Origin of the sequence: Flavobacterium sp. LS1P28 (assembly GCF_003970335.1) — a bacterium.
GTDB lineage: Bacteria > Bacteroidota > Bacteroidia > Flavobacteriales > Flavobacteriaceae > Flavobacterium.
Map to the genome: position 1 here is coordinate 57,125 of NZ_RYDI01000005.1, position 14,552 is coordinate 71,676.

The following is a 14,552-nucleotide window of genomic DNA, read 5'->3' on the forward strand; positions in this document are numbered from 1 at the left end:
ATGAAAAAGATATATATATCAATTTTTGCGCTATCCGCATACTTTTTCTCGGGATGTTCAAACGACTATTTAGAGGTAGATCAAACAGAATCTATTTCTACAAAAGACATAGAATTATTCAATAATGATGCAGGAGCTGCCACTTTTGTAACTGCCATCTACAGTAAGTTTTTAGATTGGAACATGACTTCCTTTTCTTGGATTGGGTTGTCAAGTATTGCCTCTGATGATGCTGACAAAGGATCGTCTCCAGGAGATACTGGTTCCGATAAAGATTTAATGGATGCCTTAACCTATAATGCCTCAACGCCATCAACAAGTGAGGTTTTTGCAGCTAATTATGAAGGAATTAACAGATGCAATCAAGCATTAAGTATTATTCCTCAATTAGACAAAGCTAATCCTGCTTTACGTACCAGATTAATGGGAGAAGCAAAGTTTTTGAGAGCCTTTATGTATTTCACTTTAGTGAAAACCTATGGAGGTGTTCCAATTATTGATCATTTGCCAAACCCTTCTTCTGATGAAGATAGAATTATGCAATTAACACGAAAATCTAGAGCAGAAGTGTATGCTTATATTGAAAGTGATTTGAATGATGCTATTGTGGCATTGCCAAACAAATCCGAATATGCGGCTGCTGAAAAAGGAAGAGCTTCAAAAGGAGCTGCTTACGCTTTATTGGCAAAAATAAATTTGTACCAAAAAAACTGGCAGAAAGTAGTGGACAACTGTAATTTGATTACAGGATATGCTATTGTTCCAAATTATGCTTCTATGTTTAGATTAGCTGGAGAAAATGATGCTGAATCTATTTTTGAAATTCAAGGCACAGGTTCAGTTCCTGCCAAAGGAATCTCAGGATATTCCAATACGCAAGGAGCTCGTGGTAATGGTGGATGGGGTTGGGGCTTCAATACACCATCCCAAAGTTTAGTAAATGCTTATGAAACAGGCGATAGTAGAAAAAATGCAACAATCATTTTTAGAGGTACCACTTTATATGATGGTAGAGTTGTACCAGTTACTGTTGAAAATGAAAGATACAACTACAAAGCGTATTCATCTGCTTTCACAGATGGTTGGGAAACCGATGTGAATATTAAATATTTGAGATATGCCGAAGTTATATTAATGAAAGCCGAAGCGCTAAATGAATTGAATCAAACTCTTGCAGCGATTTCTTTGTTGAACCAAATTAGAGCAAGAGCTGGATTAAGCAACACAATTGCTCTATCTCAAAGTGATGTGAGAACTGCAATTTGGAAAGAAAGAAGAGTTGAAATGGCATTTGAACACGATAGATTTTTTGATTTAGTGCGTACGGGACAAGCAGTAACTGCATTTGCTATTCATGGAAAAACATTCGTTGCAGGTAAACATGAATTGTTTCCATTGCCACAAGCTTTTATTATACAATCAGGCGGATTGTCAACACAAAACCCAGGGTATTAATTTTAAAGAACTGTAAAATGAAAAAAAATAAATATATTTTCTTATTTGCTTCTGTTTTGGCTTCACAATTTTTTGTGAGCTGTAACGAGGATAGTATAGATAAAGTCAATACACCAATTGCTTACGAGGCAATTGGTGGATATGAAAATTCAGATAACGTTGCTGCCGCTAATTTAGTTACCAAATTTAGTTTTGAGAACAGTATTACAGATTCAAAAAATGGAATAACAGGCGGGGTAGGGAAAAATGTGACCTATGGAAACGGAATCAAAGGAAAGGCATATCAAGGATCTTCAAATTCTTTTATTGCTTACAGCGCAGTGGCAAGTTCTTTGGTGGATTTAAAAAGTATTACTGTTTCTATGTGGATCAATACAAATCCACACTCCGGAGGAGCACAATCATTATTTATGTTGCCAAAAACAACAGATTTTTGGGGGAACATTTTCTCATTAATAGAAGGTACTGGTCCGGCAACTACTATGTTAATGAAAAATCATCTTCAAAAAGATGTGACACCCAGTATTGCATGGTCTGGGCAGTTTATAGAGCATGGTGGTGCTAATGTTCTAACAAATATGTTTGGAACATGGAAACATGTTGTATGGGCTTACAGTGGAGTTAGTTCTACTTACAGTATGTACATTGATGGACAAAAACTGAATTTACCTGCTTCAATTGCCAAGCGATATGCAAGTGATCCTCTTAGCGGGGGTGTTGGCTATGGTGATCTTGCCAGTTCGAATGTTTCAAAGTTCATTATTGGTGGATTCCAGCAACATTTAGGTGCTCCATGGAACGCTCCAGATGGTTGGATGTTGAATTACACCGGTTTAATGGATGAGTTTAGAATTTATAACGCAGCTCTTTCTGACAATGAAGTTGTCGCTTTATATAAATTAGAAAAAGACAACAGATAAAAGACTATTAACCCCTAGATTTCTAAAACTAGGGGTTTATTTTAAAACTATTAATCCTATTATTTTTATTAAAATGAAGATTTCCCTGAGTTTACTATTTTGTATTAGTTTTTTTATTTCCTGCTCTTCCTCAACTCCGGAGAGTAACGGAGGTACTGGAACTCCATTGCCAACAACTCCTGTTACTCCAACAGTTCCTTTGACGGATATTGAGGTTATGGATCAGGTTCAAAAAGATGCCATCAAGTATTTTTGGGAGTATGCAGAGCCTAATTCTAAACTGGCAAGAGAACGGTATTATACCAATGATCCTGGTTTTGAAGCTAATATTGTCACCACGGGAGGTTCCGGTTTTGGGTTAATGTCAATAATAGTAGGTATTGAACGCGGTTTTGTAAATCGGTCAGAAGCAGTTTCACGTCTTACAACTGCTATGAATTTTCTCGAAAAAGCAGAACGTTTTCACGGTGCTTGGCCCCATTGGATGGATGGTTCAACCGGAAAAGTAATTCCATTTGGAACAAAAGATAATGGAGGTGATTTAGTAGAGACATCTTTCCTTTGTCAAGGATTATTAAGCATCAGAGAATATTTTAAAAATGGTTCTGCCTCAGAAAAAGAATTAGCTGCAAAAGCCGATGCACTTTGGAAAGGAGTAGAATGGGATTGGTATACCAAAGGAGAAAACGCCCTTTACTGGCATTGGTCTCCGCAATACGGTTGGGAAATGAATTTTAAATTAGAAGGATACAACGAATGTTTGATTACCTATGTTTTGGGTGCTGCTTCTCCTACGCATCCTATTTCGGAACAGGCCTATCATCAGGCTTGGGCCAGAAATGGAGGCATTACAAATGGAGGATCACAATATGGAATTCCTGTGATTTTCAATTATAACGGAGCTTCAGGAAATGTAGGGCCTTTGTTCTGGGCGCAATATTCTTATTTAGGATTAGATCCCACTACATTGAAGGATCAATATGCCGATTATTGGGCATTGACCCAAAATCATTCTAAAATCATCAATCAATATTGCATTGCTAATCCACGTCAATGGAAAGGTTATTCAGATAAATGTTGGGGATTAACGGCTAGTTATTCCCGTAACAGTGATGGTTCTACAGGATATTCAGCACACCAGCCTAACAATGATTTAGGGGTAATTACGCCTACGGCTGCCCTGTCTTCGTTTCCTTTTACACCAGTAGAGTCCATGAAGTTTCTTCATTATTTATACGATGAAAAAAGAACAGAATATGTTGGAATAGCAGGGCCTTATGATGCTTTTTCCCCGCATTATAACTGGGTAACGCCAAGATATTTAGCCATTGATCAAGGTACAATTGCACCTATGATTGAAAATCACCGTTCCGGTTTATTATGGAAATTATTTATGAACGCTCCGGAAATTAAACCAGGTTTGACAAAATTGGGCTTTAATTCTACAAAATATAATTTTTAAAGAATGATGAAATGTCTAATTTTAATACTCGCCTTTTTAATGTCATGGAATTCTTTTTCTCAAACTGAGAGGAGGGGGAAAATTAAAACGGAAGTCGTTAAAAATTACGAACTAAATTACGTTTTGCACATTCCAAAGAACTCCAATGTGGAATTAACCATTTTTGATAATGCAAACCACGACAGTTGGTCGCGCGTGTATGACAACCAAGAAATTTATGATTGGATGTTCCAACAAACAAAAAACAGACAAAATGAAAATTAAACTTATTATATTACTTTTTGGAATTTCTCTTTTTGGCTACAGCCAAAAAAAGACAACTAAAAAGAACGTTAAAATTAAACCGAAAATAGAATTCGTTTCAGAGTTACTTTCTAAAATGACTTTGGAAGAAAAAATAGGGCAATTAAATTTACCTACTTCGGGAGATATTACCACGGGTCAGGCTAACAGTTCCAATGTCGCGAAGAATATCGAAGAAGGTAAAGTGGGTGGTTTATTCAACATCAAATCAGTTCAAAAAATATATGAAGTTCAAAAGATCGCGGTCGAAAAAAGCCGATTGAAAATTCCGTTGCTTTTTGGAATGGACGTAATTCACGGGTATGAAACGACCTTTCCTATTCCGCTTGGATTGTCTTGTACATGGGATATGAAACTGATAGAAAGAAGTGCTCAAATTGCGGCACAAGAAGCCAGTGCTGATGGAATCAACTGGACTTTTTCGCCTATGGTTGATATTTCCCGCGATCCTCGCTGGGGAAGAGTTTCCGAAGGTTCGGGTGAAGATCCGTTTTTGGGAAGCCAAATTGCAAAAGCAATGGTCCAAGGGTATCAGGGAGATGATTTGTCCCTTAATAATACCATTTTGGCTTGTGTCAAACATTTTGCTTTATACGGCGCGCCCGAAGCAGGACGTGATTACAATACGGTTGACATGAGTCGAATCAGGATGTACAATGATTATTTTCCACCTTACAAAGCCGCTGTTGATGCGGGTGTAGGTTCTGTAATGGCTTCTTTCAACGAAGTAGACGGGATTCCTGCAACCGGAAACAAATGGTTAATGACTGATGTGTTGCGTAAGCAATGGGGTTTCAAAGGATTTGTAGTAACTGATTTTACAGGAATTCCGGAAATGATAGATCATGGAATGGGGGATTTGCAAACGGTTTCAGCCTTGGCATTAAATGCTGGGATTGAAATGGATATGGTGGGTGAAGGCTTCCTTACGACTCTAAAGAAATCAGTGGAGGAAGGAAAAGTTAGCGTCGAACAAATCGATAACGCCGTGCGTCTTATTTTGAATGCCAAATATGATCTGGGATTGTTTGATGATCCGTATCGTTACACAGATGCTAAAAGAGCAAAAAAGGAAATTTTTACAGCAAGCAACAGAGCCGAAGCCAGAAAAACAGCTGCTCAATCTTTAGTTTTATTAAAGAATCAAAATCAGTTGCTTCCTTTGAAAAAGTATGGGACGATTGCCTTAATCGGACCCTTGGCTGATGCCAAAGAAAATATGGCAGGAACCTGGAGTGTAGCCACAAATCAGGATAAATCCATTTCACTTTTGACAGGAATCAAAGAAGTGGTTGGGAATTCGACCAAAGTGCTTTACGCCAAAGGAAGCAATCTGGATTATGATGCCGCTTTCGAGGAAAAAGCAACTATGTTTGGCAAAACCTTACATCGCGATGACAGAACTACCGAAGAATTATTGGAGGAAGCCTTGAAAATTGCGAATCAATCGGATGTAATTGTTGCCGCACTTGGAGAATCAGCAGAAATGTCCGGAGAAAGCAGTAGCAGAACGAACTTAGAAATTCCACAAGCGCAAAAAGACTTATTACAAGCCTTATTGAAAACGGGAAAACCGGTGGTTTTGGTTTTATTTACTGGCCGTCCATTGGTTTTGGTTCAGGAAAACGAAACCGTTCCTGCTATTTTGAATACTTGGTTTGCCGGTAGTGAAGCAGGCAGTGCAATTGCTGATGTTTTGTTTGGCGATGAAAATCCTTCGGGAAAATTGACTGCTACTTTCCCTAGAAGTGTAGGGCAGGTACCTATTTATTACAACCAAAAAAATACAGGAAGACCTTTAGGGAACAAAGAAGGGAAGTTCGAAAAATTCAGATCGAATTATATCGACGAAAGAAATGAACCTTTATATCCTTTTGGATTTGGATTGAGTTACACCACTTTTGAGTATTCGAATTTGAGGATATCAGCAGATAAAATGAGTTTCATCGAGAAATTAAATGTGACTGTTGATGTCACCAATACCGGAAATTTTGATGGTAAGGAAGTCGTTCAATTATATATAAGAGATTTAGTAGGTTCAGTTACAAGACCGCTAAAAGAATTGAAAGGATTCCAAAAAATAGCAATTAAAAAAGGAGAAAAGCAAACAGTTACTTTCGAAATTTCCCTAGAAGAATTGAAATTTTATAATTCGGATTTGAAGTTTATTGCAGAACCGGGAACTTTTCAAGTTTTTGTAGGAACAGATTCGAACACGGACCGGAAAGTTAGTTTTGAGTTGATTAAATAGATTTGGTTTATTTATTTATGATCGGCCCTTCAGTATTTGTACTGAAGGGTTTTTTTTAAACAAAATAATGGTATTTGTTACATGTGAGACTGTGATACACGACTATTTTATTTACTTTTATCAATTCAAAAAATCATTCAAAATGAAATATTTCTTTTCTCTTTTTCTACTCTTTATGTTCAGTTTTGGACATGCCCAAACCGTTCAGTCTCCATCAGGTACTATAGCTCTAAATTTTAAATTAGCAGGAAATGGTCAACCGGCATATTCTGTAAATTACAAAAATAAAGCAGTTGTTTTAGAAAGTCTTTTAGGCATAAAATTAAAGGAAAAACCGGATCTCGACACTAATTTTGAAATTCTGACTTCAAAAACTTCAAGTTTCAGCGAATCTTGGAAACCCGTTTTAGGAGAACAAACTAGTATTCAAAATCAGTATAATGAGCTTAATGTTTCGCTGATCAACAAGGAAACTAAGGTGAAAATTAACATTATTTTTAGAGTTTTTGATGAAGGTGTAGCTTTCAGATACGATTTTCCAAGACAAGCGGAGTTGAATTATTTTATCATTTCGGATGAGGTTACGCAATTCAATTTGACCGAAAATAATAAAGTATTCTGGATTCCAGGAGATTTTGACAGTAATGAATACGAATACAATGAAACTAAGTTTTCTGAAATTGATAACAGCAAAATCAATATGAATAATGGAATTGGAGTAAAATCTATTCCGGGAAAATATATGGTTCAAACACCTTTGATGATGAAAGCACCATCAGGTTTGTATCTCAATATTTTTGAAGCTGCGGTTGTCAATTATCCGGTCATGCACCTGAATGCTGATGTGACAAATTACAAATTGAAAGCCGAATTAGTTCCTAACGCTATTGGTGACAAAGCGTATTTGCAAACACCCTGTGTGTCACCTTGGAGAACAATCATGATTAGCGATGATGCCAGAGATATTGTGGCTTCTAAAATGATTTTGAACCTCAATGAACCGTCAAAATTAGACGATACGTCTTGGATCAAACCCATGAAATATGTTGGAATTTGGTGGGAAATGCATGTTGGGAAATCAACTTGGGATTATGCCGGTTCTCAAAATGCCACTAATTTTGCAGATGCCCCAAAAGCTTCAGGAAAACATGGCGCTACCACGGAAAACACGAAAAGATACATTGATTTTGCCGCAAAAAATGGTTTCGGTGGGGTACTTGTTGAAGGTTGGAATGTAGGTTGGGAAGATTGGAACGGAAACTGGAAAGAGGAAGTTTTTGATTTTACCACTCCGTATCCGGATTTTGATATTGCTGCAATTTCGGCTTATGCCAAAGCAAAAAATGTACAGATGATCATGCATCATGAAACATCGGGTTCTGTCAGTAATTATGAAAGACACTTGGATCGCGCTTTTGATTTGATGAAAAAACACGAATATCCAGCGGTAAAAACCGGTTATGTGGGTAAAATTATTCCGCGTGGTGAATTTCATGACGGGCAATCTATGGTGAATCATTTCAATTTTGTTGTTAGACGTGCCGCGGATTACAAGATTATGATTAACTCCCACGAATCATCAAGACCCACCGGTTACGGACGAACATATCCTAATTATATCGCTGCCGAAGCGGCTCGCGGGAATGAATTCAATGCTTGGAGCGTAGGAAATCCACCTATGCATGAAACTATTTTGCCGTTTACCAGACAACTGGGCGGACCTATGGATTATACACCGGGCATATTTGAAATTAAAATGAGTTATTATGATAAAAATAAAACGGAGCAGGTACACACGACTTTAGCCAAGCAACTGGCTTTGTATGTAACGATGTATTCTCCGTTGCAAATGGCGGCCGATTTATTAGAAAATTACGAGAAATATCCGGATGCTTTTCAGTTTGTCAAAGACGTTGAAACGGATTGGGATGAAAGTAAGTATTTAGAAGCTGAACCAGGCGATTACGTTACGGTTGCTCGAAAAACAAAAGGAAAGGAAACCTGGTTTTTGGGTGCAATAACAGATGAGAATGCCAGAAAATCAGAAATTAAATTAGATTTCCTGACCAAAGGAATGAAATACAAAGCCATCATTTATGAAGATGCTAAAGATGCCGATTGGAAAAAGAATCCTATCGCTTATAAAATAAGAACGATAACAGTAACCAGCAAATCAAAAATCAAATTGAATTTAGCTCCCGGAGGTGGAACGGCAATCAGTTTTGAACCAATAAAATAAATAGGATATCCTGCAAGAAAATATAACTTGCAGGATTTTTTTTGAATCTAGCATAAAATATTCAGTAAGAATTACGAAATTGCGACGGCAACCATAACCAAAATTATAAAGAAGAATACCCAAAAAAGCCCAAATTTATTATGAAAAAATCAATTGTTTTAGCCGCACTTTTCTTTGGTGGAATTACTGCTTTTGCGCAAGCTAAGGAGGAACAAATGTTAAAAGAAATTTACAAATTATCCTTAACCAATGCCAAATGTTATCCTTGGCTGGACCATTTATCCAATACCATTGGATCCCGATTATCAGGTTCTATAGGAGCTGAAAAAGCAGTTTTGTATACCAAAGCACAATTAGAAACCCTGGGTTTAGATAAAGTCTATCTCCAGGAAGTAATGGTGCCAAAATGGGTTCGTGGCGAAAAAGAAATCGCATATTTACAAGTAGGAAAACAAAAAATTAATTTCCCCATTTGCGCGCTGGGAGGTTCAGTGGCCACTCCAAAAAAAGGAGTACAAGCAACTATAATTGAAGTAAACAGCCTGGAAGAATTAACCGCATTAGGGGAAGCAAAAGTAAAAGGGAAAATCATTTTCTTCAACAGAGCGATGAATCCTGAATTTATCGAAACTTTCAAAGCCTATGGGAGTTGTGTTGACCAAAGATCATCAGGAGCCAGAGAAGCTGGAAAACTCGGTGCTTTAGCTGTAATTGTAAGATCCATGAATTTGCGATTGGATGATTTACCGCATACCGGTGCAACTAATTATGGAGAAATTTCCAAAGAACAACGAATTCCAGCTGCTGCCATTAGTACAAATGGAGCCGAACTGTTGAGCAAAAGTTTAAAACAAAATCCAAATTCGCTATTCTATTTCAAACAATCTTGTGAAACATTTGATGATGTTTTATCCTACAATGTGGTTGGTGAAATAACGGGTTCTGAACATCCTGAAAGGATAATGGTCGTTGGCGGCCACCTTGATTCCTGGGATTTAGGAGACGGATCTCATGATGATGGTGCTGGATGTGTTCAAAGTATGGAGGTATTAAATATCTTCAAAAACATTGGGTATAAACCTAAAAATACGTTGCGTGTGGTATTGTTTATGAACGAAGAAAACGGAGTTCGAGGCGGCAAAGAATATGAAGTACAGTCCAATAAAAATAATGAAAACCATATTTTTGCTTTAGAAAGCGATTCGGGAGGATTTTCCCCAAGAGGATTTTCAATTGATGCTGATGAAGCAAATTTTAACAAAATCAGTAATTGGGCAACGTTATTTGAACCATACCTAATCCACAAATTTGTAAAAGGACATTCCGGTGTTGATATTGGTCCACTGCAATCCAATCATATCGTAAAGGTGGGATTGCAACCGGATTCGCAACGTTATTTTGATTACCATCATGCCGCTAATGACACATTTGATGCTGTCAATAAAAGAGAGTTGGAACTAGGAGCAGCGGCTATGGCTTCCTTACTTTATCTGGTGGATCAGCAAGGGATTGTCAATTAAAAAACCAAAATCTTAGAAGGTGCTACATTCAATATTTGAAAGAAATAGTGAATGTAGCACCCTCATTTATTTTACTCTCAACCGCAATTCGCCCGCCTAAGCTTGTGATGTAGTTGTACACTAAATACAGCCCTATACCGTTGCTGTCGTTGTTGCTGTGAAATTTTTCATACAATCCAAAAATCCTGTTTTTTACTTTGTCTAAATCAAAACCCAGCCCATTATCAGAAAAAATTAATTGATTGATTCCATTTACCTTTTTAGATTGTATAGTAATAATTGGAGGGGCATCCGGTTTTGCATATTTAATCGAATTAGTCAATAAATTTAAAAAAATACTTTTGATGTACGCTTTGTTAAAAGTTACATTTTCAAAAGCTGAAAAGTCGATATTAATTTCTGCTTTTGAATCTTGGACTAAAGAATTTATCGAGATCAAGACTTCGTTGAGTGCTTCATTTAGGTTTATTTTTTCTATTTGAGTGTTGATGTTTTCATTATCAATTAATTCATCAATCGAATCGTTTAAAGTTTGTTTTAAATTTTCACTGGTCAATTTAAGAGTGCTGATCAATTCCAGTGTTTCCGGATCATGAATTTTAGTACTGTCTATCAAACTGAAGACCGAAAGCATATTGTTAATGGGAGACTTTAAATCATGGGATGTTTTATGTGACAAAACCGTAAGCTCCTTATTAATTTGGGTAAGATTGGCAAGAAGTAAATTGCGTTCTTCTTCGATTCTTTTTTTATGGGTAATGTTTTTGGCAATCGCATACACTAATCTTTCGGACTCGACAGGCATCGATGTCCAGGACAGCCATATAATTTCCCCGGTTTTTGTTAAATACCGATTTTCAAAATTCAAAAGAGGCTTGTTTTTATATACTTTTTCTCTGGTTTCAATAGTAATTTTAAGGTCAGATGCATACACAAAACTACTGATGGGTCTAGCATACAATTCCTCTTCTGAAAATCCTAATAATTTTGAAACAGCCGGATTTATTCTTCTAAAATAGCCGTCAAATCCCGCAATACATATAAAATCAGCAGATATATTAAAAAAATTATCAAAGTTATATGCCCCATGTGAATCAGTATTCATCTTTGTTACATTCATTATATTTATTAATCTAAAAAGTTTTTTTTAAAGCATCAGTGTCCAGACTCTTTTTGATTTTTGTTGTCTGATATAAAAAATTATATTATAAGAAAAGTCATATATTTCATAATTTTGCAGTTGATATAATTTCTTCTGATAAAGCGGCATAATAATTTTTTGAAACAATTGGTTGTGGAGTTTCCAGGTCTCGACTTAGCATCATAAGAGAAAATAATTAAAACTTAAAGTGTAAAAAAACAAGCACAATTAACAAATAAAATCCAATTTTTTTTAAAATAGTTTTAAAATTAAAATGGTTAGTGTTTTCCTCTGAATTTAGTGCTGAATTTTTCATTTAATGTAAATTAGGTTATACATGCAAATTTAGAAATAGTAATTCGTCTGGCTATAGGTGTTTTTACGTGATTTTAATTAAGTTTGAAGGGTATTTACCATTCAAGTTTTGGATAGATAAAATTTTTATTATTATGGAAGAAAATAGTACACCACATTTAGCTAATAATATGTTATAATTAACCCGTTGGGTGCAATTAATATTTGATGATAATTTTCGTCAGTTCGAGTGATCCCGCTTTTGGGCGGGATTATATCGAGAACTAGAAAATTAGTATTAAAAACGGTTCTCGATACACGTCACTTCGAGTGCGAAGCGTATTGAGAAGTTTTGTTCCGTTTTACTACACAAAAAACACTCGAACTGACGTTTTGAATAATTGCACCCAACGGCTTATAATTAAAGAAATACGCTAAACAATTTCAATTAAATCAAAACACATCACGATCATTTCAAATAAAATTTTGGTAAACAAAAGAAGGCTGTCATATCCAGACAGCCTCGTTTTTTTATTGTGTGTAAAGTATTTATATTTTGAATATTCCTCCTACAGCAATAATTCTCTGAAAAAAGAAAAAATCTTGTGAAGCACTGTCTTCGGTGCTTTGTGTAGTTCGAATGTCTTGCATGTTAATATACCCTCCTTTGAGTTCTCCCTGGATATAAAAATGTTTAAAAAAAGTAACATTCAATCCTGCTTTCAAAGAAGTTCCATACCCTGAAACATGAAAATCATCATGACGATCTTTTCCTAATAAAGTGGTGTTAGTTTTTGGATATAAGAGACCAAAACCAACTCCTTCGGTTAAATTAACTTGAATTTTATCCGTATTTCTAATTTTGAATAATGACGAGATATCATCATGTCGAGAAAACTCAGTATTCACATAATTTAAACCATCGGTATGTTCATATTTGAGAAATTTTGCTGTCAAAAGAACTTGATTATTGGCTAATAGCTCATCATAAGATCCCGGATTGGGATAATGCCCATTGATCGTTACCGCCTTGTCTTGTAGCATTACATATTTCATGTGATCTACACCTATAGCAACGCTGTAGTGGTCACTTATGAAATACCCCATTCTGAAATTAGTTTGAGGAATAGTCATTTTTGCTGGATTGATATAATCTACATGCCACCCTTTTGGTTTGTCCTGCGCTTGGACATTTTCTAAGGTAAAATTGTAATCTTTACCTCGAAAGGTTATGTCCGACTTGGAGTAAGTATCTCTGTTTCCTCCCCATGAGATGAAAAATTTTCCTTTGTTATGAGTTGTATATTTAGTTTGAATTTCTGTAATTTCCTGTGCAATTATACTATTGGTAAATAAAATAATAAGGGATGCGTAATATAAAAGATATTTCAATATATATGGTGCCTAAATTTAAAATGTGTGTATTGTTTTTCTGATGGCAACTAACTTGGTCATTAAGGATTCAAAATAATCCAAATGCAACATATTAGCACCATCGCTTTTTGCATTGGCAGGATCAAAATGGGTTTCTATAAAGATTCCATCTACGCCTACAGCGATACCAGCTTTGGCTATAGTTTCAATCATATCAGGTCTTCCACCAGTTACACCAGCTGTTTGGTTGGGTTGTTGTAGCGAATGGGTAACGTCAAGAACAGTTGTAGCATATTGTTGCATTGTAGGAATTCCTCTAAAATCAACAATCATGTCCTGGTAGCCAAACATCGTTCCTCTATCGGTAATCATCACTTTTTCATTGTTACAATCCAATACTTTTTGAACCGCATGTTTCATGCTTTCCGGACTCATGAATTGTCCTTTTTTCAAGTTGACTACTTTTCCGGTATTGGCAGCAGCCATTACTAAATCCGTTTGACGCACTAAAAAAGCTGGAATTTGCAATACATCAACATATTGAGAAGCCATATCCGCATCTTCATTTGTATGAATATCCGTAACGGTAGGAACTTTAAATGTTTCCGAAACTTTTCTGAGGATTTTCAATGCTTTCTCGTCACCGATTCCTGAAAAACTGTCAATTCTAGAGCGGTTTGCTTTCTTGAAGGAACCTTTGAAAACGAAAGGAATTTGTAAATTATCAGTAATACCAACTAGTTTTTCGGCAATTCGCATCGCCATTTCTTCTCCCTCAATAGCACAAGGACCAGCAAGTAGAAAGAAATTACCACTGTCTGTATATTTTATTTGTGGAATATGTTGTAAGTTCATAGTATGATTTTTTAAAGGTGCAAAGGTAGTTATGATTTGCGATTTCCAATTTACGTTTTCCAATTAATTTATCGCATTAACTTTTTTTTGGGAGCTTTTTCCTGCTGTACGTTGCAATCTCCCTGAAAAACGGGAGGATTTTCACTGCCATCAGGGCTAAGGATTTGGTTTATAGGGACTTTTGGGATTTTAAAAACTATTTTTTTTTCAATGTAAGTCCCACCGGAACCATCAATATTCCTTTTTCATAGATGTTCAGGTAGAGTAGTAGCGGTTCTTTCTGACCGTTCCATTTTAATTCATAAATGTCCAGAAATCCAGCACCCATGTCACTTCTTTTAGTTGGAAACGGACAGCAACTTTCTTGTTTGGTATACGTTATTTTTTCACCATTAGGCCCAGCTAATGCGTTCAAAAACCGTTCTTGGTTGATCGTTTCGTTTTTAGTGTTATTAAAGAATATATTGATGGGATAATCCTTATCATATCCATATTTTTTGTTTGTACTGTACTGAGTAATCACAAAAGTATAGTCTTGTGAGAGCAATAAATCGGGAGCATTATCGTCCGTGTTTTTCAAAGTAGATTGTGTACTTATACAAGAAGTAGTACCTATTAGCAAAGCAATAAAAAGGATCGATTTTTTCATATTTAAGGTAGATTTATAATGTCAAAATTTAAACGGCACTTTTAATTGCAAGGAAGTACTTCGACACAAATATAAACAGAACTTTAGAC

The 14,552-nt window shown here is 36.0% G+C and carries 11 protein-coding genes; 7 read left to right on the forward strand and 4 right to left on the reverse strand.

All coding sequences use genetic code 11. From position 1 onward, the window contains the following. The 7 genes from EKL97_RS05980 (at position 1) to EKL97_RS06010 (ending at position 10,150) form a co-directional block, all read left to right on the forward strand. Positions 1 to 1,455 (forward strand): RagB/SusD family nutrient uptake outer membrane protein, encoded by a 1,455-nt coding sequence (locus tag EKL97_RS05980; protein WP_126462995.1) that lies wholly within the window; start codon positions 1 to 3, stop codon positions 1,453 to 1,455. Positions 1,456 to 1,472: 17 nt separating this feature from the next. Continuing rightward, entirely contained in the window at positions 1,473 to 2,375 is a 903-nt protein-coding gene (locus tag EKL97_RS05985) for a LamG-like jellyroll fold domain-containing protein (protein WP_126462993.1), read from the forward strand. 73 nt (positions 2,376 to 2,448) lie between these two features. Further along, positions 2,449 to 3,837 carry a glucoamylase family protein gene (locus EKL97_RS05990; RefSeq protein WP_126462991.1) on the forward strand — a complete coding sequence of 463 codons (1,389 nt, stop codon included), beginning with the start codon at positions 2,449 to 2,451 and terminating at the stop codon, positions 3,835 to 3,837. A 3-nt stretch (positions 3,838 to 3,840) separates the two neighbouring features. Further along, complete coding sequence (locus tag EKL97_RS15815) at positions 3,841 to 4,101, forward strand: hypothetical protein (protein ID WP_233579310.1); 261 nt, start codon at positions 3,841 to 3,843, stop codon at positions 4,099 to 4,101. Further along, positions 4,091 to 6,391: a beta-glucosidase BglX gene (bglX, locus tag EKL97_RS06000; protein WP_126568455.1), complete on the forward strand. Its 2,301-nt coding sequence runs from the start codon at positions 4,091 to 4,093 to the stop codon at positions 6,389 to 6,391. Before EKL97_RS15815 ends, bglX begins: the two co-directional genes overlap by 11 nt. 142 nt (positions 6,392 to 6,533) lie before the next feature. Next, positions 6,534 to 8,630, forward strand: coding sequence for a glycoside hydrolase family 97 protein (locus tag EKL97_RS06005; RefSeq protein ID WP_126568456.1), 2,097 nt, complete (start codon positions 6,534 to 6,536; stop codon positions 8,628 to 8,630). Positions 8,631 to 8,770: 140 nt separating this feature from the next. Beyond that, positions 8,771 to 10,150, forward strand: coding sequence for a M28 family peptidase (locus EKL97_RS06010; protein ID WP_126568457.1), 1,380 nt, complete (start codon positions 8,771 to 8,773; stop codon positions 10,148 to 10,150). Between the two features lie 28 nt (positions 10,151 to 10,178). Here EKL97_RS06010 and EKL97_RS06015 read toward each other — a convergent pair whose 3' ends face one another. The 4 genes from EKL97_RS06015 to EKL97_RS06030 all read right to left on the reverse strand — a co-directional run bounded on the left by EKL97_RS06015 (position 10,179) and on the right by EKL97_RS06030 (position 14,463). Continuing rightward, positions 10,179 to 11,270, reverse strand: coding sequence for a PAS domain-containing sensor histidine kinase (locus tag EKL97_RS06015; RefSeq protein WP_126462983.1), 1,092 nt, complete (start codon positions 11,268 to 11,270; stop codon positions 10,179 to 10,181). A gap of 864 nt (positions 11,271 to 12,134) precedes the next feature. After that, positions 12,135 to 12,977, reverse strand: coding sequence for a hypothetical protein (locus EKL97_RS06020; protein WP_126553591.1), 843 nt, complete (start codon positions 12,975 to 12,977; stop codon positions 12,135 to 12,137). A gap of 18 nt (positions 12,978 to 12,995) precedes the next feature. After that, on the reverse strand, positions 12,996 to 13,814 hold the full coding sequence (gene kdsA, locus EKL97_RS06025; protein WP_126562439.1) for a 3-deoxy-8-phosphooctulonate synthase: 819 nt from the start codon (positions 13,812 to 13,814) through the stop codon (positions 12,996 to 12,998). Positions 13,815 to 14,010: 196 nt separating this feature from the next. Further along, positions 14,011 to 14,463 (reverse strand): 2-dehydro-3-deoxyphosphooctonate aldolase, encoded by a 453-nt coding sequence (locus EKL97_RS06030; protein WP_126462977.1) that lies wholly within the window; start codon positions 14,461 to 14,463, stop codon positions 14,011 to 14,013. Between the last annotated feature and the right edge of the window lie 89 nt (positions 14,464 to 14,552).

What these genes read in the sequence shown, in the direction of transcription:
- EKL97_RS05980 (WP_126462995.1), top strand. Translation starts at nt 1, where the DNA reads ATGAAAAAGATATATATATCAATTTTTGCGCTATCCGCATACTTTTTC.
- EKL97_RS05990 (WP_126462991.1), top strand. Translation starts at nt 2,449, where the DNA reads ATGAAGATTTCCCTGAGTTTACTATTTTGTATTAGTTTTTTTATTTCC.
- EKL97_RS06010 (WP_126568457.1), top strand. Translation starts at nt 8,771, where the DNA reads ATGAAAAAATCAATTGTTTTAGCCGCACTTTTCTTTGGTGGAATTACT.
- EKL97_RS15815 (WP_233579310.1), top strand. Translation starts at nt 3,841, where the DNA reads ATGATGAAATGTCTAATTTTAATACTCGCCTTTTTAATGTCATGGAAT.
- EKL97_RS06030 (WP_126462977.1), bottom strand. Translation starts at nt 14,463, where the DNA reads ATGAAAAAATCGATCCTTTTTATTGCTTTGCTAATAGGTACTACTTCT.
- kdsA (WP_126562439.1), bottom strand. Translation starts at nt 13,814, where the DNA reads ATGAACTTACAACATATTCCACAAATAAAATATACAGACAGTGGTAAT.
- EKL97_RS06005 (WP_126568456.1), top strand. Translation starts at nt 6,534, where the DNA reads ATGAAATATTTCTTTTCTCTTTTTCTACTCTTTATGTTCAGTTTTGGA.
- bglX (WP_126568455.1), top strand. Translation starts at nt 4,091, where the DNA reads ATGAAAATTAAACTTATTATATTACTTTTTGGAATTTCTCTTTTTGGC.
- EKL97_RS05985 (WP_126462993.1), top strand. Translation starts at nt 1,473, where the DNA reads ATGAAAAAAAATAAATATATTTTCTTATTTGCTTCTGTTTTGGCTTCA.
- EKL97_RS06015 (WP_126462983.1), bottom strand. Translation starts at nt 11,270, where the DNA reads ATGAATGTAACAAAGATGAATACTGATTCACATGGGGCATATAACTTT.